16 protein-coding genes and 1 pseudogene are annotated in these 19,661 nt (G+C 70.6%); all 17 read right to left on the bottom strand.

The annotated features are described in order from the left end of the window. Positions 1 to 6: 6 nt before the first annotated feature. The 17 genes and pseudogenes from IT779_RS00450 to IT779_RS00370 all read right to left on the bottom strand — a co-directional run bounded on the left by IT779_RS00450 (position 7) and on the right by IT779_RS00370 (position 19,271). The gene (locus IT779_RS00450; protein ID WP_196147122.1) at positions 7 to 666 is read right to left on the bottom strand and encodes a class I SAM-dependent methyltransferase; all 660 of its coding nucleotides are present in this window, start codon (positions 664 to 666) and stop codon (positions 7 to 9) included. A 33-nt stretch (positions 667 to 699) separates the two neighbouring features. Beyond that, a complete protein-coding gene (locus tag IT779_RS00445) occupies positions 700 to 1,836 on the bottom strand; it encodes a glycosyltransferase (RefSeq protein WP_196147121.1) in 1,137 nt (378 codons plus the stop codon). Further along, positions 1,833 to 3,185, bottom strand: a complete 1,353-nt coding sequence (locus IT779_RS00440; protein WP_196147120.1) for a glutamate-1-semialdehyde 2,1-aminomutase — start codon at positions 3,183 to 3,185, stop codon at positions 1,833 to 1,835. Before IT779_RS00440 ends, IT779_RS00445 begins: the two co-directional genes overlap by 4 nt. 14 nt (positions 3,186 to 3,199) lie before the next feature. Then, positions 3,200 to 3,769: a YdcF family protein gene (locus IT779_RS00435; protein WP_196147119.1), complete on the bottom strand. Its 570-nt coding sequence runs from the start codon at positions 3,767 to 3,769 to the stop codon at positions 3,200 to 3,202. An 8-nt stretch (positions 3,770 to 3,777) separates the two neighbouring features. Continuing rightward, positions 3,778 to 5,124 carry a glycosyl hydrolase family 28-related protein gene (locus tag IT779_RS00430; protein WP_408637706.1) on the bottom strand — a complete coding sequence of 449 codons (1,347 nt, stop codon included), beginning with the start codon at positions 5,122 to 5,124 and terminating at the stop codon, positions 3,778 to 3,780. Between the two features lie 187 nt (positions 5,125 to 5,311). Then, positions 5,312 to 6,754, bottom strand: coding sequence for a protein tyrosine kinase (locus IT779_RS00425; RefSeq protein ID WP_232541335.1), 1,443 nt, complete (start codon positions 6,752 to 6,754; stop codon positions 5,312 to 5,314). After that, positions 6,751 to 8,133, bottom strand: coding sequence for a hypothetical protein (locus IT779_RS00420; protein WP_232541378.1), 1,383 nt, complete (start codon positions 8,131 to 8,133; stop codon positions 6,751 to 6,753). The genes IT779_RS00425 and IT779_RS00420 overlap by 4 nt, the downstream gene beginning before the upstream one ends. Before the next feature lie 24 nt (positions 8,134 to 8,157). Further along, positions 8,158 to 9,162, bottom strand: coding sequence for a CgeB family protein (locus tag IT779_RS00415; protein WP_196147115.1), 1,005 nt, complete (start codon positions 9,160 to 9,162; stop codon positions 8,158 to 8,160). 6 nt (positions 9,163 to 9,168) lie between these two features. After that, positions 9,169 to 10,653, bottom strand: coding sequence for a lipopolysaccharide biosynthesis protein (locus IT779_RS00410; protein ID WP_232541334.1), 1,485 nt, complete (start codon positions 10,651 to 10,653; stop codon positions 9,169 to 9,171). Beyond that, complete coding sequence (locus IT779_RS00405; protein ID WP_196147114.1) at positions 10,650 to 11,813, bottom strand: glycosyltransferase family 4 protein; 1,164 nt, start codon at positions 11,811 to 11,813, stop codon at positions 10,650 to 10,652. The genes IT779_RS00410 and IT779_RS00405 overlap by 4 nt, the downstream gene beginning before the upstream one ends. After that, a complete protein-coding gene (locus tag IT779_RS00400; protein ID WP_196147714.1) occupies positions 11,810 to 12,859 on the bottom strand; it encodes a glycosyltransferase family 4 protein in 1,050 nt (349 codons plus the stop codon). Before IT779_RS00400 ends, IT779_RS00405 begins: the two co-directional genes overlap by 4 nt. Positions 12,860 to 12,955: 96 nt before the next feature. After that, positions 12,956 to 13,786: a glycosyltransferase family 2 protein gene (locus IT779_RS00395; RefSeq protein ID WP_196147113.1), complete on the bottom strand. Its 831-nt coding sequence runs from the start codon at positions 13,784 to 13,786 to the stop codon at positions 12,956 to 12,958. Positions 13,787 to 14,125: 339 nt separating this feature from the next. Continuing rightward, positions 14,126 to 15,250 carry a class I SAM-dependent methyltransferase gene (locus IT779_RS00390; protein WP_196147112.1) on the bottom strand — a complete coding sequence of 375 codons (1,125 nt, stop codon included), beginning with the start codon at positions 15,248 to 15,250 and terminating at the stop codon, positions 14,126 to 14,128. Between the two features lie 315 nt (positions 15,251 to 15,565). After that, positions 15,566 to 16,579 (bottom strand): annotated as a pseudogene (locus tag IT779_RS00385) (NAD-dependent epimerase/dehydratase family protein); the annotation flags it as partial. Positions 16,580 to 16,582: 3 nt separating this feature from the next. Further along, positions 16,583 to 17,233 (bottom strand): PIG-L deacetylase family protein, encoded by a 651-nt coding sequence (locus IT779_RS00380; protein ID WP_196147713.1) that lies wholly within the window; start codon positions 17,231 to 17,233, stop codon positions 16,583 to 16,585. Next, complete coding sequence (locus tag IT779_RS00375; RefSeq protein WP_196147110.1) at positions 17,230 to 18,012, bottom strand: glycosyltransferase family protein; 783 nt, start codon at positions 18,010 to 18,012, stop codon at positions 17,230 to 17,232. Before IT779_RS00375 ends, IT779_RS00380 begins: the two co-directional genes overlap by 4 nt. Continuing rightward, positions 18,009 to 19,271, bottom strand: a complete 1,263-nt coding sequence (locus IT779_RS00370) for a methyltransferase domain-containing protein (protein WP_196147109.1) — start codon at positions 19,269 to 19,271, stop codon at positions 18,009 to 18,011. Before IT779_RS00370 ends, IT779_RS00375 begins: the two co-directional genes overlap by 4 nt. Between the last annotated feature and the right edge of the window lie 390 nt (positions 19,272 to 19,661).

Below are 19,661 nucleotides of genomic sequence, written 5' to 3'. Positions count from 1 at the left end.
GCCCGGTCAGCGCCGCCGCACCCGCACCAGCCAGGCGGCGACGTCGACCGGGCCCTCGGCGGGCAGCCCGTGCCGCACGGCGTCCTCGGCGACCACCGAGGTGACCCGCCCGCGATACGAGGTGGGGACGAGATCCTCCAGCTCCCATTCCCGACCCGCGAAGGACTCGCGGATCAGCGACTCTCCGATACGCGGTCCGAATCCGGCCTCGACATCGGAGAGCGCGAGTATGTGCAGGGTCGCCTCCGGCACGCACAGTCGGTGCAGCGCGCGCACATAGGTGGCGCGCAACTCGGGTTCGGTGCCGAAGACGTGGAACAGGGCGCTGTCGAGGACGGTGTCGAATTCGCCGGGTGCGGCGACCTCGGGATCGGCGAAGGCGAGCATGTCGGCGACCTCGAACCGCGCGCCGGGCACTCCCTTGGCCTCGGCGTTGCGGCGCGCGTAGGCGACCGCGCTCGGCGACAGGTCGAGCCCGAGTACGTCGTAGCCGAGCGCGGTGAGCGCGATGGTGTGCTCACCGGCGCCGGTACCGGGATCGAGGACGCGGCCACGGATGCCGCCCGCGCGCTCCAGGGCGACGATCGCGGGCTGCGGTTCGCCGATCACCCAGGGCGCGGTGTCCTCGTCGTAGACGGTGTTCCAATCTCGCACGATCTGTGTCATGGCTCCAGGATCTAACCCCAACCATGCTTAAGGTCAAGTCGCCGCGCGGACTCCGTCCAGCACCCCGGCGACCACGTCGGCCATCCGGGCGCGGAACATCTCGGGACCGAAGGATTCGGCGTGCGCGCGCACGGCAGCGGGATCGTAGGCGGTGGTGTCGGTGCGCAGGAATTCGGCGAAGGCCGCGACGACTCGGTCGTCGGGGCCGAAAGGCAGATGCGCGCCGGTGACGCCGGGGACGACGGTGTCCAGCGCGCCGCCCTGGCCGACCGCGAGCACCGGCGCGCCGCAGGCCATCGCCTCGACCGGAACGATGCCGAAATCCTCCACGCCGGGCATGAGCAGCGCGGCGCAGCGGCGATACATGTCGACGAGCACGTCGTCGGGTGCCGCGCCGAGAAAGGTGGTCTCCGGGCCCGCCATCGCCTCCAACTGGGCGCGATAGCGTCCGTCGCCGACGATCACGAGGCGGCGACCGGACTCGCGCGCGATGCGAATCGCCAGATCGGGCCGCTTGTAGGGGACCAGACGGCCCGCGAACAGCAGGAAGTCCTCGCGTGCGACGGCCGGGTCGGGCGCGAACCGGTCCAGTCGCACCGGCGGATTCACCACGGTCGCGGGCAGGCCCCACCAGTCGCGCACCCGCTCGGCCACGGCGTGGGAATTGGCGACGACGGCGGTCAGGCGCGGGGCGGCGGCCCGTTCGGCCCGTCGCGCCAGCGCGCCGAGCACCGTGAGCGCCGCCCGCCCCGCGAGCCCGCCCGCCTCGCGCGCGCGAAACGCCGGATCCCAGGCCCAGCGGGCCGGGCTGTGCACGTAGGCGACCACCGGCGCTTCGGTGGCGAAGGCGGCCTGCACCGCGAACGCGTGATGGCTGACGACGACCGCGTCGAAGCCGTCGCGCAGCGGCAGCCCACGCAGCGCGCGCGGCGCCAGCGGCAGCAGCGGCGCGTGCGAGCGACGGCCGGTGGCGGTGTACGCGCGGGTGAGCCAGGTGTCCTCGATGGTGTCCCACGGCGGGTGCGCGATCGCGGGCGCGGCGGCGGCGTCCACGATCGGGGCGAAGACCCGAGCGCCAGGCCAGGTGCGCGCGAATTCGCCGACCACGGCCTCGGATCCGCCGTACTCGGTGAAACGTTCGTGGACCAGGGCGATACGCGGTTCGCTCATCGCGCGGCTCCTTCCAGACTGCCCAGCTGTCGCGGGGCGGCGTAGCGGCGCAGCGCGGGCGCGACCGGCCTGCCCCCGAGGAAGGGGGCGGCGCTGCCGTGGTCGAGTGCGCGGCGGTAGATCACGGCGGCCGCGCGGCACGCGTCGATCGTGTGGTCGATATCGGCGTCGGTGTGCGCGGCGGAGGTGACGAAGGACTGCCCGAGCACGCCGCGCCCGAGCAACTCGCGGAGGAACAGGGTGCGGAACTCCTGCGATGGCATGCCATCGGGATCGAGGGTCTGGAAGATCAGGCACGAGGAGCGACCGGCGACTTTCAGCCGGTCCGCGATGCCGAATTCGGCGGTGACGGCCGCGAATCCGGCGCGCAGCCGGTCGCCCGCGCGCTCCATGCGACCGATCGGGTCGGTGGTGGCGTAGGCGTGCACGACCGCGCGGAAGGCCGCGAGCGCGCCGGTCTCGGGCCCATGGGTGGTGGAGAGCAGGAAGACCCTTGGCAGGTCGGTGCGCAGCCCGCCCAGTTCCATGTACTCGCGGCGGCCCGCCAGCGCGGACAGCGGGAAGCCGTTGCCCATCGCCTTACCCCAGCAGGACAGGTCGGGCGTCACGCCGTACACGCGCTGCGCGCCGCCCGATGACCAGCGGAATCCGGTGATGATCTCGTCGAAGACCAACAGCGCGCCGTAGCGGTCGCACAGCGCGCGTACGCCTTCCAGGTAGCCGGGCAGCGGTTCGTGCAGCGCGGTCGCCGCCTCGAGCAGCACGCAGGCGATGTCGCCGCCCGCGAGTACCGCCTCCAGCGCGGGCAGGTCGTTGTAGGGGAAGCGCACGGTCGGCGGGGTCGGGATGCCGCCGTTCATCTCGGTGGTGCCGATGAACCAGTCGTCGACGGAGAAGAACGGCTGCTCGCAGGCCGCGACCGTGACCCGTCCGGTGACCGCGCGGGCCAGCCGCACCGCCGCCGTCGTCACGTCGGAACCGTTCTTGGCGAATTTCACCATGTCCGCGCCGGGGACCAGATGCAGGAAGTCCTCGGCGGCGAGCAGTTCGAGTTCGGTCGGCCGGGAGAAGTTCACTCCGTTTGCGATGGCGGCGGCCACCGCGTCCACCACGGGGCGGTAACCGTGGCCGAGGGTCACCGACCGCAGCCCCATCCCGTATTCGACGTACTCGTTGCCGTCCCGGTCGACGACCCGGCAGCCGTTGCCGCGCACCAGGATCGGCGCCATGTCCTCGGGGTACTGGTCGTCGCCGCGCGCGTAGGTGTGCGCGCCGCCAGGCACCACCTCGTGCAGCCTGGCCCGCGCGGCATCGCTGCGGGCGGAACTCCTCGGCGTGATCGGGTCCATGCTCGCTCCTGTCCTCAGCAGCCGAATTCGGTGACGGCTTTGAGATATCCGGCGCTCTGGCGCAGATACATCCACGCCCAGAACCACGGGCCGGAATCGCTCGGGCTCGCCACCATGGTCAATTCACCGTCGAAGCATTTGCCGACGATGTAGCGCGCCCGCGACACGTGCGGGGTGAAGGTGACCACGATGATGTGGCGCCACCCCTCGGTCTCGGCGCGGCGGCGGATCTCCTGCGCCTCGCCGCGCGTCGTCCACGGGTCGGGTTCGAAACACGTGACGCGGAACGGGTATCGGCCCGCGCAGTACTTGGCCATCATCGGGTCGTCGAGACCGGTCGAGGCCGAGATGACCAGCTCCGGCGCGTATCCGCGCTCGGCGAGGTCGAGGCCGAGGTCGAAGCGCTCGTAGGCGGTGCCGCCGAGCACCACGATGGCGTCGGCGGGGCGCAGCGGGTCGACCTGCGGGTGCACGAACACCGGAAGACCGCCCACCGCGAGCGCCGCGAGCAGCAGCGCGGCCGCGACCGCGAACACCCACCGCCGCAGGCGGGTTCGGGGAGATCCTGAGGTGCGCGCGGTCACGGGTGCACCTACCGTGGCCGTTCCCGGCCCAGCGGCGCCGAACCGACCGCGCCGGTCGGAGAGACGGTCAGCCGCCAGTAACCGCCCTCGGCGTCGCGCAGCACCACGCCCGCGTCGGACCGGTCGGAGACGTAGGCGCCGTTGGCCAGCACCGAGGCCACCACCGCGCCGTCGGCGGCCTTGGCCCGCACGATCTCGGCGTCGCCGCCGCGCGCCTCGGCGGTGACGGTGCCGCTGAACACCGGCCGATATTGGCGACCGCGCCCCACCACCTGCCACGCCTGCGGGAACACCGCGGGATCGATGTCCTCCCCGAGTCCCGACACCAGGTTCACCGCGGTGCCGTCGGGGCAGCCCGCCGCGTCGATGCGCAATTCCGCAGGCCGCGAACCGGGATCGGGGTCGAAACCGATATTCGCCAGATAGGGCTGGCGGCAATGGTTCAACTCGACCCCGACCGAGCGCGCCGCCACCTTGCAGTTCACCATGCCGAACTGCGCGGGCCCGCCCTTGCCCGCCGCGCCGACGGTCACCGCCACCTCGGCGCCCTCGAACCACACGTTGGTCAGCCACCAGTTGTTGGCCGCGCCGTCGATGAGGATGTGGCGGTCGGTGGTGCCTGGATCGGTGTCGGAGACGAATTCCATATTGGTCAGCGACAATCCGGCATTGTGGTCGTTGCCGGTGCCGAGCACGCCGATGCGGTTGCTGGTGAACTTCGACGAGCTGATGTAGTTCTGGATGCACGAGGTCGAAAGCCCGACCCCGAAGTTGTTGATGTCGCAGTCCATGAACGCCGTGCCGCCGGTGTTGTCGCGCAACACGATTCCGCGCTGCTTGGCGTAGCGGGGGTAGTTGTCGCTGAGGTGGTTGCCGCGCACCAGCACCATGTCGAAGCTGCACCGGAAGCATTCGGCCAGGTCGATGGCGGTGGCGGACGGGCCGGTGAGGTAGAAACCCAGGCGCGAGAAGCGGATTCGCTGCTTGCCGCGCAACGCGACCAGCGTGGTGTCCTTCTCGCAGAACACCGTGGTGACATCCGCGCCGTCGCCGTAGACCACGGCGTAGTTCGGGAGGTCCGGCCACTCGGTGACCTTGTAGTCGCCCGCGGGCAGGTACACCACCGGTGCGGCCCCGTCGAAGCGGCAGGCGGCCGCCAACGCCGAGGTGTCGTCGGCCTTGCCGTCGCCGACCGCGCCGAAATCGCGGACATTGCGCACCGTCGGCGAGACCGGCCCGCCGGTGCCGACCGGGGTCTGCGCCTGCTCGCAGGCGGCCAGCGGCACCGCGGCGGCGCCTACCCCGGCCGCGCCGAGTCCGGCGACGAGCAGGCGACGGCGACGTAGGCCGCTCACCGGTTCGATCCTCGGCGCGTCCATGGCATCGGCGCTCCTCGGCCCGCCCCTGTCGTAGGCGATGCTCGGCGCGCTCGTGTCATCGGCGCTTCTCGGTCCGCCGGTGTCGTGGGCGCTCCTTGGTCCACCCGTGTCGCGGGCGCTCCTCGGTGCGCCCGTGTTATTGGCGTCGCTCGGTTAGCCCGCGTCATCGGCGGTCCCCCGACCGTCGCCGCCACCGGCGCGGCGCCGCCACTGTGACGAAACCGGTGAGTGTCGCGCCCGCCGCGGTGAGCGCGTCGCGGGTAGCGCCGACCCGCTCGGGGTTCGGCGCGGGCAGCGCGACCACGGCCACGGTGGCATCGCATTTCGACGCCAGCGCGAGGGCGTCGGTGCCGTACGCGCCGACCAGCACCCGGTCGTAGCGCGCGGCGGCTTCGACGAGGACGGCGTCGAAGCGCACCGAGGCGAGCAGGTCGGGGGTGCGCAGGTCGGCGTCGCCGAGTGCGAGTCGCGCGTAGGACCGCTCGCCGGGGGCGAGCACCGCGTCCTCGAGTGTGGTCTCACCGCGCAGCACGGCGGCCAGTCCGCCCTGGTCGGGGCCGCTCGCCTTGTCCTCGACCGGCGGCGTGGCCGGGATCTTGCGGGTGTCGAGGACGGTGGTGCGCTGTGCCGCGTTCTCGAAGAGGCTTTCGGCCTCCGCAGATCCGGAAACGGTGCCGTTGCGCACCGGCCAGTCGATATCGACGCCCGACGAACCGACCGACGGCGACGCGGCGGCCTCGCGGGCGATCTCGGCGGAGATCACGAGTACCGTCTCGGTGTCGATGAGCAGCACCTTTCCGCCGGTCGCGGCGATGCTGTCGGCGAGTCCGGCGCTCAGGTCGGGCGCGTAACCCCGATCGGTGGCGGCGACAAGCACGGATTTGGCCTTATCGGGCAGCCTGCTGCGCAGCGCGCGCAGTTCGTCGAGCTGGTCGTCGGTGCCGAGGGTGACCGATCCGAGGACCGCGCCCAGCGGTTCGAGTTCGTCGGTGGTGCGCACCTTGCGGTCCAGCCGTTCCCACACGTAAGCGGCTGCGGCGCCGAGCAGCAGGCCCGCCAGGATGCCCGCGGCGAGGATCTTCGACGTGCCGGGTCCGCTCGGTTCGCGGGGGCGTTCGGCGCGGTCGACCACCGCGACCCGGGCGGCGGGCGCCGCGGAGCGCTCGATGGTTTCCAGGTCGTCGACCAGCGCGCGGAACTGCGAGACCACCTCGTCGGCGAGCACGCGCGCGCGTTCGGCCTGGGTATCGGTGACCGTGACCCGCAGCAGGGTGGTCGCGGGCGGCGCGTCGGCGCTGATCTTCGCGCGCAAATCGTCGCGGCTCATCTTCAGCGAGAGCTGCCCGATCACCCGGTCGACCACGGAGTCGCTGGAGACGAGTTCCATATAGGACCGAACCCGCTGCTGGGCGGCCAGTCCGCCCTGGTAGGAGTCCGCGACCGAGGTGCCCGTCGCCATCGACACGTACATGGTGCTCGACGCGCTGTAGGTCTCGGTCGTCGACTGGATCTGGTAGCCCGCCAGCGCGACGCCGAGCACGAGCCCGGCCACCAGGACCACCCAGCGTCGGCGCGCGATGCGCAGGTAGTCGGCAAGTCCCATCATTGATTTCCTTTACTTCCCACGACCGCCGGCGCCGGTGGCCCGGCCGTGGTCGTCACGTGTTCGTTGTTCCGTCGTTCCCGATATGCGCGCCATTCGATCACCGCGAGATGGGTGAGCCAGGCCAGGACGACGACTTGCAGATATTTTCCGAGCGTTTCCGCGCTGCCGAGCATGCCGCGTTCGAAGACGACGGGCACCTCGATCAGCGCGATTCCGAACATGACCGCGACCAGGCCGCGCGAGTACAGCGAGCGTGACCAGCCGACGAGCAGCACGGCGGTGAACAGCATGCCGATCACGACGCCCGCCGTCCCGCCGAGCACGTAGCCCTCGTTGACATTGCCCTCGGCCAGCGACACCGAGATCTGGCTCATGTCCACCGAGGCGCCACGCACCTCCTGCGCCCACGCGGTGCCCGAATGCAGTTTCTCCCCGGTGAGCAATTGCGAGGGCACCATGCTGCGGGCCAGGTGCCCGACCACCTCGCCGGGCGACAGCCACGACGACGGCCCGACATAGTAGGCGTCGGTGGCGGCCTCGAGCAGGTCGAACCGGCGCAGCAGACCCAGGAACGGGCGCACCTGCTCCGGATACGCCGAGTCCACGATCGCGGACTCCGCGCGCAGGTAGGGCGTGGATTTCAGGGACTGCAACCAGTCGAATCCGGCGATGCCGGCCCCCGAGACCGCGCCGATGCCGAGCAGTTTCGCGCGCGACCAGCCGGTGAGGGCGAAACGCACCGCGATGGCGAGCGCCGCGCCGAGGACCGGCGTCTTGGACTGGATCGCGGTGGTCCACCACAGCTCGCCGAGCAGCACCATCCCGAGTATCACGGCGGTGGTCGACGGGCGCGCGCGCAGGAACACGATCGCGCCGATCGCGCCGAGCGTCGCGGGCATGGTCAGCAGGCTCAGCACCGGCGAGGCGCTCTCGACCTCGCCCGCCGCACCCGCCGCGCCTACCGCCACCGAGGCGAGGCGGGCCAGCGTGCCGAGTACGTAGAGCACGCCCAGGGTGGCGATCAGGTCGGGATCACCGGCCAGCGCGGCCACCCGTGGCGTTCGCCCGCGCGACCACAACACGTAGGCGAGCAGCACCGCGGCGTAGAGAGCGAGTCCGAAGGCGACCGGGCGCAGCGCGGCGCCGATCGCCACGTCGTAGCCGAGGTCGGCCAGGCGCGGGTCGGCGACATTGTCGCCGAAGCGCGGTTCCGGACGCACCGCGAGCAGCACCACCGGGCGCGCCACATACGACATGCCCCAGTACACGGCCTGTGCGACGAGCAGGACGCGCAGCACGCCCGAGGTGATGCATGCCGCGATGACCATCGTCGCCAATGCCGCGATGATGGTGAGGATTTCGGGTCCGAGGACGGGCATTGTCACGGCCGCGCCCCCGCGGTCTCAGCCGAGCGCACGCAGGATCTCCTCGGCACGGTCGGCGTAGCTGTGCCCGCCCTCCACGATTCGGCGGTGCCCGGCGGCGGCGACCTTGGCGACCTCGTCCGGGAACGCCACGCAGCGCTCCAGGATGTCGTCGAGTTCGTCGCGGCTGGAGAACAGGTACGCCTCGGCGCCGTCGGAGAGCAGTTCGGCGTGCTCGTCGGTGCGTTCGCCGACGAACAGTCCGCCCGCCGCGGGCACTTCGAAGGTGCGGCAGGTGTGGGTGTCGCGGTTGTCGGAGTTGAGCAGCACGAGGTTCGCGGTCACCGAGGCCACCGCGATGGAGAAGTCCTCGCCGTACACCGCGCCGCCGATCTCGGCGCGCGTGGTGCGCAGCTGGCGCACCCGCCGCCAACCGGGGCCGCGCACCAGCAGTTGGGCGCCGTAGGTGCGGGCCAGCGACACCATGCCGTCGCGGCGGTCGGGACGGCACGCGCCGATGAAGCCGACCAGGTACTGCCTGCTCGTGCGGCGCGCGCTCGGATGATGCCAGGCCGGGTCGTAGGCGCTGCGCACGAACAGGGCGTTCCTGGCGCCGCGGTCGAGCAGTTCGCGCACGTTGTGCCGCTTGGTCGTGACCACCAGATCCCATTCCGACTCGGTGGCCAGATAGCTCGGGGTGGTGTTGACCGGGTTCGACACATCGTCGGGACTGTAATGCACATGTAGCGCCGCCGGGATGTCGAGCAGGCGGCGCTGGTCGAGATGCACCGATTTGAACGCGAACACCAGGTCGGGCCGTAGTTCGGCGGCCGCGCGCTCGAGTCGCGTGTGCACGTGTTCGACGGTCCACGGCGCGCGCCGCTCATGGGATTTCGCGTAGGCCCACGAGGGCGACAGCCGCGGCGGCAGCGTGGCCGGGGTCGAGTCGATCACCATGATCTCGTGCCCGCGTGCCCGGAAACCTTCGGCGAGCGAGCGGGCATTGCTGCCGAGCCAATCGTCGCCGACGAAGAGGATCTTCATCGCGTCTCACTTTCGCCGCGCCGCGGCGGCCGCGGCGCGTTCTCGGACGATCAACCCGCGCATACGCGCGAGATACCAGACGGCCACCGCGAATTCGGCGGCCACGATGCCACCGACGAGCGTCCACAGCGAGTGCGTGCGCAGCGCCAGCAGCAGTGCGATCGCCGCGACGGCGGTGCCGGTCACCGCGCCGATCAACACGCCGACGGTGTCCTGCCGAACCGGCAGGACGGCCGTGGTGACAAAGGAGGTGACGGTGGTGGCGGGCAGGATCAGGGCTTCCAGCCGCAGCACGTCGACCGCGCCCTGGAATTCCTCGCCGAAGACCAGCACGATCACCGTCGGCGCGGCGACCCACAGCAGTGCGCACGCGATCACCGCCGCGCCGACGCAGGCGGCCAACGCGCGCAGGGCGTCGGGCCAGAACCGCTCGCTGCCGCCGCGCCGGGCCATCCTGGGCAGCAGCGCGAATCCGATGGGGTCGAGCAGGGATTGCACGGCGCGCACCAGGCGGTCGGCGGCCGAGTACAGGCCGAGCGACACCGCGTCGAGCACCGAACCGTAGACCGTGGCCGAACCCTGCCCGTAGCTGGTCACCATCAGCCGCCCGGTGACCACCGGCGCGGCCACCCGCAGCAGGGTGAGCACCTCGCGCGGCCGCGCGGGCGGGCCGAAGCCGCGCCAGGAATCCCACCAGGTCAACGCCACGCTCACGGCGGCCGACGCGAGCAGGCACAGCAGTGCCATGGACGCGGTCGGCCAGCGCGGCAGCAGCAGGAGCAGCAGACCGAGGTAGGCCAGTCGCGCCACGCCCTGATAGATCGTCGACGCGCCGAACCGGCCTTGTCCGATCAGCACCCAGTCCTCGGACATGGACCAGAACCCGCCGACGAACAGTCCGAGCAGGATCATGTGCAGATGTTCGGGCGCCTTCGCCGCGATGCCGACCGCGAGCGCGAGGCCGAGGATGCCGAGGATGCCCGCGCGGATCGCCAGATAGGTGCCGCGCGTGCGGTTGACCAGGTCTTCGCGGGTCCCCGATTCCTGGACGCGCGCGGCGAGGAAGGAGGTGATCCCGAGGTCGACTACGAGCGAGCCGAGGAAGTAGGACGACATGCCGATGGCGAGCAGGCCGAGCCCGGACGCGCCGAGTACGCGGGCGATGATCGGCAGCGTGGCCACTGTCACCAGGTACTGGCCGTACTTGCCGAAGCTCACGTAGGCGATGTCGCGGATCACCCCGAAGATCTCCTTGCCACGTGAGCTCGGCCCCGAAACTCCCGGCAGCGCACCGGCTTCGAGCAGCGAGACGGTGATGACGGGCAGTTTGACGGTCGGCATGTCGGTATTGGTCGGCATGTCGAGCGCGACAGGTAACTTGATCTTCTCGGTAGGCGGGTCGTATTCGGGGCCGCGCAGGCCGTCCAGCGAAACCGGGTAGTGGCGCGGCACGATCCGGATCGGGACCGTGCGCTCGGCGAAACGGGTCATCGCGGCACCGCCGTGGAGTCGGCGTCGCGGCGCAGCACGGTGGCGAGCAGTCCGGTGACGACGCGCGCGGTCTCCTCGATGCCGAAGTCGGCGGCCCGCGCCCGACCGGATTCGGCCAGCCGCGCGCGCAATGCCGGATCGGCGATCAACCGGTCGAGGGCGGCGGCGAGCGCGGCCGGGGCGCCCGGTGTGACCAGGACGCCGTCGCGTCCGTCGCGCACGATCTCGGTCGGCCCGCCCGCGTCGGCGGCGATCACCGCGCATCCGGCGCGCATCGCCTCGACCACGACCTGTCCGAACGGTTCGGGGGTGACCGAGGCGTGTACCGCGATGTCGGCGGCGGCGAAGTGGTCGGTGGGATCGTCCACGTGTCCGGCGAATTCCACCGGCACGTCGAGTTCGGCGGCGAGCGCGCGCAGTCGGTCGCCGAACTCCTCCTCGTCGAAGAAGGCGCCGCCGACCAGCGTGACCGCCGCGGGACGATGCCGCAGCAGCGGGAGGGCGCGCAGCAGTACGTCCTGGCCCTTCCACGGGGTGAGGCGGCCGACCATCACGATCCGCACCGCGTCGGGAGCGCGCTGTGCCTCGCGCTCGACCGCGCGACCCGGTTCGAGCCCCGGATACGCGACGACCGCGCGCCTGCCCGGGGTGAACAGTGTCCGCAGGGTGGAACGGCTGTTGGCCACGACCCCTCGCACGGCCAGCCAGCCGAGTACTCGCAGCCCGAACGCCAGTGGGCCGCCGAAGTAGTCCGCGGCGATGCGATCGTGCACCTGCCACACCAGCGGCACGCCCGCGCGCCGCGCCGCGATGGCCCCCATGAGCAGCGCCTTGGTGCTCTGCGCGACCACCACGTCGGCGCCCGCCGCGCTGACCTCGGCGCCGAGGCCGCGGCCGAGGCGCATCAGATCGCGTGCGCCGCCGAGCAGGCGCAGCGGGCCCGAGCCCGCGATGGTCAGCGAGCGGCTGTCGAAGTCGTTGCGCCACACCGTCACCGGTATGTCGCGCGCTTCCAGCAGCGCGACCAGCGGACCGTCGGCGGTGAGCAGCACGGACGCGCGCACCCTGCCGTCCCGCGCCAACGCGGTGAGCAGGCGCAGCGTCGCCAGTTCCGCCCCCGACGGGGCGGCGGTGTGGGTGAGGAAGACCGCGCTGATCATCCGATGAGCTCCCGGTACAGGGCGATGTGCCGGTCGGCGGCGGCGGACCAGGAGAAGGTCTCGGCGTGCATGCGGCAGCGTTCGGCATCGGGCAGGTCGCCGTCGAGCGCGGTGATCAGGCGTGCGGCGAGCGCTTCGGCGTCACCCGATGGCACGATCAGCGACGGGTCGAGCGCGCGCACCGAATCCGGCAGACCGCCGCAGTCGGTGACGATCGGCGCGCGACCCGAGGCCAGCGATTCGAGCGCGATCAGACCGAAGCCTTCCAAGGTCAGCGAGGGGACGACGGTGCAGTGCGCCCGCGCGTACAACTCGGTGAGGTGTTCGTCGGTGGTGTGGCCCGCGAAGGTCACGGTGTCGGCGCAGGTGCGCGCGAGTTCCCGCAGGTGTGCCTCGGCGGTGCCGGTGCCGACGATCACCAGCTCGGCGTCCGGCCGCGCCGCGACCACCGACGGCCAGCCGCGCAGCAGCACGTCGATGCCCATCCGGTGTTCGAGCCTGCGCACGCACAGCACCACGGGCCCCTCGGCCGCGCGTTCGGGTGCGCGCGGACGGAACCGCTCGAGGTCGACACCGGGCGGCACGACCCGCACCGCCTCGGGCCGCACCCCGTACCGCTCGACCAACAGGTCGCGGAAATGCTCGGACAGCACGACGAAACGACGCGCCCCCGCGGCCCGCATCCGTTCCACCGCGAATTTGGCGCGCACGGCCAACGGGCCTGCGCCCGCGGCCTGACTCTCGGCCGCCCACGGCCCGTGGAAATGCACGACGAGGGCCTGCTCGCCGCGCGGTCGCGGGCCGTACAGCGCGAAATGCCGGTCGAGGATGGCCGGTTCGGACCGGTCGCGGTCCAGATAAGCGGTGCGCGCGCGCCGCAGCGTCGAACCACCGGTCGGCCCCCAGGACGTGGCGCCCTCGGGTGCGGCGCCGAAGGCCGCGGCCGACACCCGCGCGTCGGGATGCGCGGCCAGCGCCGCATACAGGTCGGTGAAATAGCGGTTGAGCCCGCCCGGCGCGGAGCCGAACCACTCCGAACCGGTCATGTGCACGCGCAACGGGGATCGCGACACCGTCATCGCCACCTCCGCGTCGTCGTGGTCGCGTACATCGCCCATCCGTGCGTCATCGCCATCGCAACCTCAGCGTCCGATCCGGGCGCGCAGCAACGCGCTCGCGCGCACCCCGAGCCGTTGCAGGGCCGTGCGGGCAAGTCGCAGGTCGCCGATGGCGATGTCCAGCGGGGAGAGCAGGCGGGGGCAGTCGCGGGCGAGTCGGTGGTGGAAGCGCAGCGTTTCCATGAGCTTGCTGACCGTCGAGGTCTGGCTGCAGAGGTTGAACGTCGAATCGCGCCAGGCGGCGGCGACCTCGGTGAGCCCGAAGAACAGGCCGAACTGTCCGACGCGGGCGAACAGGTCGACGTCCATGGGGAAGACCAGGTCGCCGCGCAGGCCGCCGACGCGGTCGAAGTGTTCGCGGCGGAACATGGCGGCCGCGGTCGGCCCGAAGTCGGCGGGACCGCGCCGCACGATGGTGCGCGCCAGTGAACGCGGACTGTGCACGCCGCGCAGTCCCGGCAGGCCGAGTCCGGTCTCGAGCAGGGTGCCGCTTTCGTCGATGACCTGGAATCGCGAGGAGCTGATGGCGAACCTCGGATCGCTCATGATCTCGAGCTGCGCGTTGAGCGATCCAGGCAGCAGGATGTCGTCGGCGCACACGACCTTCACCAGGTCGCCGGTGGACAGCCGGATGGCGCGGTTCCAGTTGTCGCCGATCGGCAGCGTGGTCTCGTTGCGTTCCAGGCGCAATCGCGGGTCGCCGAAGGAGGCCGCGATCTCGCCGGTGGCGTCGGTGCTCGCGTTGTCGAGGACGAGTAATTCGAAATCGGCGTCCTGGCTCAGGATCGAGCGCAGGGTCGGTTCCAGTGTCCGTCCGGCCTCATAGGCGGGGACACAGATCGAAAGGCTGACCACTTCCCCTCCTTTTAGAGGAATAAAAATGAATTCGGCAACATGGTGGCAATATGACCTGAATTGATCGGGAGCGGCGGGCGGAGCGTGCTCTGCTCGGTCACGCCCGCTCGGCGATACGGATGGACAATCGCGCCGGTAGCGATGGGAATCGCGTAGGAATACCGGAGATGAACAAGTGGGATGCGGCTCGCCGATACATTGTCGGCACCGTTCCGAAAATTTCCATAAAGCCCTCGTCGCAGATCACAGCAATATAAAAGCTATCTCGATTTCCCGGCGGTGGGAACCCCTCCCATCGCACGTGGGCGACCTCACACCAGGTCAGGCCGTTGGCGCGGACTACCGGTTCGGGCGCACCTCCGTCACCGCGGCCGGTTCGTCGACGAGCCAGCGACCGGCCAGTTCCGGATAGCGATCCTCGACCTCGGCGCGCAGATCGGGCACCGTGAGCAGCACCCGGTCCGGTCGCGCCGCCACGAGTTCCTCGGGCGAGATGATCGGCACGTCGGTGCCCGGCATGCGCCTGCCCTGTTTGGCGGGCGAGGCATCGGCGACCGCGGTCAGCACGCCGCGATGCGCGCCCGCCAGCCGCAGCAGCGCCACCGCGCGCGAGGCCGCACCGTAGGCGTACACCCGGCTACCCCGCGCGGCGAGCTCGCCCAGTTCCTCGCGCAACGCGACAGCCTGCCGATCCGCGGCCCGCTGGAGTCCGCGCAGCACCTCGGGATCCCGGGCGCTCGACTCCCGCGCGAGCACGCGTTCGATGGCTGCGTCGGGCGCCTCGCGCGCGTTCGCCGCGTGCACGGCCGCGATCAGCACGGTGCCGCCGTAGAGCTCGAATTCCCACGCGGTGACCGGCGCCATGCCCGCGTCGCGCAGCAAGGCCGTGAGGACCGACAGTGTGTAGTACGCGAAGTGACCGTGCCGCAACGCATTCCACTGTTCTCCTGCCACGATGGTATGCACCGAATGGTACTGCACCAGCAACACACCGTCCGGCGCGGTGGCCGCGGCGCGCGCGGCGAAGGCGGCGCGCTGGTCCGGTTCGTGCATCAACCCGAAGCTGTCGAGCACGATATCGGCGGGCGCCTCGGTGGGGGAGAAGCCGCGCGCGGCAAGCAGATCCAGCCAGCTACCGCCGTGCGGACTACCGAATTCGCGCACGCCGCGCCCGGTCAGCAAACCCGAGGCCGCCACCCGAGCGACCGCGTCGGCGGCCTGCTCCCGCAGCGCGCGCGGCTCAACCCCGCGCGGCTCGGCGGTGTCGGTCTCGTCGGGCCCCAACTGGGTCAGACCGCAGGCGCGGCAATGCCGCATGGTCAACGGATGCACGGCCTCGTCCGCGCGCACCGGCTGCGCGGCGGGCGGGAAGTGATCGGCCGCTGGCATCCGCCCGAGATCGAGCACGGTCACCAGATCGCCGCTACGGCAGCCCCGGCAGATATCGGCGAACGGATCGGTCATCGCGCGCACCCCTCGCCACGTCGCCACCGCGACGGTCCCGGCGACGTTCTCGGCCGTGGCGACAATCGGGGCGGTGGCGACGTTCTCTGTTGCGCCGACATATCAGCCACCGACTCCGATCGGATCGCCGCCCGCCCGCGCCGATTCGATGCCACCGGCTCCCGAGGAGAGCGACGCCGAATCGGCACGCGAGGGCGTCGTCGACGTGGCAGGCGCCTGCGCTTTCGGCTCCGGTGTCACCGAATCGGACAGCTCGGCCGACGTCGTCGCCGCGGTCTCGGTCGATGTCGCCGCGGGTGCTGCCGTCGCGGGCGCGACCCTGCGCAGTTCCGCATCGATCTCGCCCTGCTCACCGAGGGCGCGTAGTCTCGCCAGGCGCACGAAGCGCCCGGTGAAATCCGCGGCGGTGAGTCCGCGCGCGCAGTATTCGGTGGCGAGTTCCGCCGCCCCGTCGGCCACGCTCCACAGCGCTTCGAAACCGAGTTCGCGCCGAGCGGCGCTGAAATCGACCCGATACGAACGTGGATCGGCCCCCGACTCCCCGGTGATCAGCACCTCGGCGCCCGGCACGACCTCCGCCACCGCGTGCGCGATATCGGCGACGGTCAGATTGTTGACCTCGGCGCCGATGTTGTATGCGCGGCAGTGGATCGCCTCGACGGGCGCGTCGAGGCAGCGCGCGAACGCGCGCGCGATGTCCTCGGCGTGCACCAGCGGACGCCACGGGGTGCCGTCGGAGAGCACCTTGACCACACCGTCGAGCACCGCGTGTCCGACGAGATTGTTGAGCACGATGTCGGCGCGCAGCCTCGGGGAGAAGCCGAACGCGGTCGCGTTGCGCAGGAAGACCGGGCTGAAATCGCCGTCGGCGAGCGCCACCAGATCGTCCTCGACCCTGACCTTGCTCTGCGCGTAGGGCGTGAGCGGGCGCAGCGGCGCGGATTCGGCGACCAGTCCGTCGCCCGCCGCGCCGTACACCGAACAGGTGGAGGCGTAGAGGAATCGACGCACGCCCGCGTCCTTGGCCAGGCGCGCGAGCCGCACCGAAGCGTGGTGGTTGATGTCGTGGGTGATCCGCGGCGCGAGCGCGCCGAGCGGATCGTTGGACAGCGCGGCCAGGTGGATCACCGCGTCGAATCCGGCGAGGTGTTCGGCGCGGACCTCGCGCAGGTCGACGGCGAGTCCGGGCGGATCCTGCGGCGCGTCGCCGAGGACGCAGTCGGCGAACCAGCCGATGTCGAGTCCGGTCACCTCGTGGCCCCGCGCCCGCAGCACCGGAACCATGACGGTGCCGAGATAGCCCTGATGGCCGGTGACGAGTACCCGCATCCTTCACGCACCTCCGAAATCGATGACAGCTTTGTCGAGTGAGAAACCTTCGGCGTATTCGGCCCGGCACTGCACCCCGCGGATCCGGGCCAGCCCGAGGAACGCCGCCTCGTCGAACCAGTCGCGGTCGGCCTGCGACGGGTAGCACTTGTGCAGCAGCTCGACCTTGCGTCGCGCGAGTTCCGCCGAAACCGGGTGCAGCACATCGGGTCTCGGTGTGTCGGTCTCCCACTTGAGTATCTCGTAGCCGAGGATCATGTGGTCGCGGAACTCCGTCGGCGCGAGTTCGGCGAGCAGTCGGTGGTCCTGGTGTGCGTCGGCGCGCTGCGGCGCGAACACCAGATCCGGGTCGACGCCCGCGCGGAATTCGGCCAGCGCCCCCTTGATCCGCGCCCAGTGCGCAGGCGCGCGCCCGTCCGGGACGTCCAGCACCGTCAGGTCGAGATCGGCTGTGCCGCAGAAGGATTCGAGCGCATGCCGTTCCTCTTCGGCGCGCGGTGTGCCGCCGCCCGCGAGGACGAGTGCCCGCACCCGCAACTCGGGACGGCGCTCGGTGATGGTCAGCAGCGTCGCGCCCATGCCGATGGCGATGTCGTCGCAGTGCGCGCCGAGTACCGCGATCTCGTCGACCCGATCGGTCCGCAGGGTGATCACGACGCTGGACGCTCCCACACCATCCACGGCCGGTCGCCGCGATGATAGGCGGCGTCGAGTTCGGCGCGCTCCTTGAAGGTGTCGGCGGGCTTCCAGAAACCGAAATGCTGGTAGCCGAGCAGTCGACCGCTCGCCGCCAGCGCCCCGCAGGCGTCCTCAACGAGGTCGCCGCCGGGCGGCAGGTGGTCGAAGATCTCCTGCGTGAGCACGAAATAGCCGCCGTTCTCCCAGATCGGCAACTGGGCGACGGGGGTGATCTCCTTGATCTCCCCGCCCGGCTTCATCTCCACGCAGTGGAACGAGGACTGCGGCGGCACCACCATCATCGACGCGGCCGCACCGCTTTCGTGCCGCCGCGCCACCATCTCGTCGAGCGGCGCGTCGGTGAGCACGTCGGAGTAGTTGGCGAGGAACACCTCGTCGCCGTCGAGATGCGGGCGCGCCCGGCGCAGCCGTTCCCCGATGGCCGATTCCACGCCGGTGTCGACGAAGGTGATGGTCCAGTCGGCGATATCGGAGCCGAGCAGTTCCACCGCGCCGTCGCGGATGACGAAGTCGTTGGACATCGTCTCCTGGTAGGTGAGGAAGTAGTTCTTGATGTGGTGCGCGCCGTAGCCGAGGCACAGGATGAATTCGCGGTGCCCGAAGTGGGCGTAGTAGCGCATCACATGCCAGATCAGCGGGCGCGGGCCGACCATCTGCATGGGTTTGGGCACCACATCGGTATCACTGTGACGCATACGCATGCCGTATCCGCCGCAGAAGAGCACGACCTTCATACCGGGACGACCTCCACGACATCGGAGCCGACCGCGTTCGGGTCGAGCACCCGCACGGTCGGCATCGGATAGACCAACCGCCCGCCCCAGGCGCCGATGTGGCGCAGCTGGGCGGTGAGTTCGGTCTCCAGATTCCAGGGCAGCACCACGACGACATCGGGCCGGTCCGCGTCGATCCGCTCCGGCGGATGGATCGGAATGCGGGCGCCCGGCGTGTAGCGGCCGTGTTTGTAGGGGTTGCGGTCGACGGTGTACTCCAGCAGGTCCGGTCGGATACCGCAGTAGTTGAGCAGGGTGTTGCCCTTGCCCGGCGCGCCGTAGCCGACCACGCGCTTGCCCTCGGCCCGCTGTTCGAGCAGGTAGCGCAGCAGGTCGTGGCGCACGGATTCGGCGCGTTCGCGCAGCGGCGCGTAGCCGTCGACCCGGTGCAGTCCGGCCTCGGCCTCGCGGGCGAGCAGCCGTGCGACGCGTTCGCTCGGTTCGGCGACCGCCTCGGGCCGTGCCCAGACGCGCAGCGATCCGCCGTGGGTGTCGAGTTCGTCGACATCGGCGACCGCGAGTCCGGCGGTGGCGAGGGCGCGCTGCGCGGAGGCGAGCGTGTAGTACTGGAAATGTTCGTGGTAGATGGTGTCGAACTGGCCGTGGCGCACCAGGTTCAGCGCGTGGTGCACTTCGATGGAGATCCAGCCGTCCTCGGCGACCAACGTGCGCAGCGCGCGAGTGAAACCGAGCAGATCCGGAATGTGCGCGTAGACGTTGTTCGCCACCACCAGATCGGCCGGACCGTGTTCGGCGCGCACCGCGGCCGCGACCGACTCGTCGAGGAACGCCGTCAGCGTCGGCACGCCGGATTCGCGCGCGGCCGCGCCCACGTTCACCGACGGTTCGATGCCGAGACAGCCGATGCCCGCCTCGACCACCCCGCGCAGCAGATATCCGTCGTTACTCGCGACCTCGACCACGAACGAATCCGCGTCGAGTCTGAGCCGTTCGACGGCCGCGCCGACGAATGCGCGCGCGTGCCGCACCCAACTGTCGGAGTAGGAGGAGAAATACGCGTATTCGGTGAAGGTCTCCTCGGGCGTGATGAGCGCCGGGATCTGCAGCAGCAGACATTCCTCGCATATCCGCAGGTGTAGCGGATAGGTGGGTTCGGGCAGGTCGAGTTCCCCGGCGGACAGGAATTTCTCACACGGGGGTGTGGCTCCCAGGTCCAGCACACTCGACAGCCGGACCGAGTCACACAGACGACAACGCACGCGGGCTCCGCTCGGAAATACTTCTACTGACGTCGCACTTGATGTCGGCAGCCTGATGTCGGCAGCCTGACATCGGCGGCTTCATATCGGCGGTGCCCCACAGCCCGAGAAGCGAACTTCTCTGCCGACCGTCAGAAATTATCATCCGCGCCCCGGATTCGCGAGTCGCGCGGCGGCCGGAACCGGCCGCGAAAATGTGAACAGCACGTCTTCAGTTACCTCCGGTTCGGCGCACATCGCTCGACGGTCGCATACGCCGCCGTATCCGCCCCGCCACCGACTTCTCGCCCAGGCGTCGTGATTCGTTACAGCGGACCAGCCGGGCTCACTGTGACGTGAGTCCCACGACTTGTGCGGAAGCGTGTGAGGGAGCAATATTTTCGCAACAGA

This window comes from Nocardia bovistercoris (assembly GCF_015674855.1).
GTDB lineage: Bacteria > Actinomycetota > Actinomycetes > Mycobacteriales > Mycobacteriaceae > Nocardia > Nocardia bovistercoris.
This window is presented reverse-complemented; position numbering and strand designations above follow the sequence as displayed.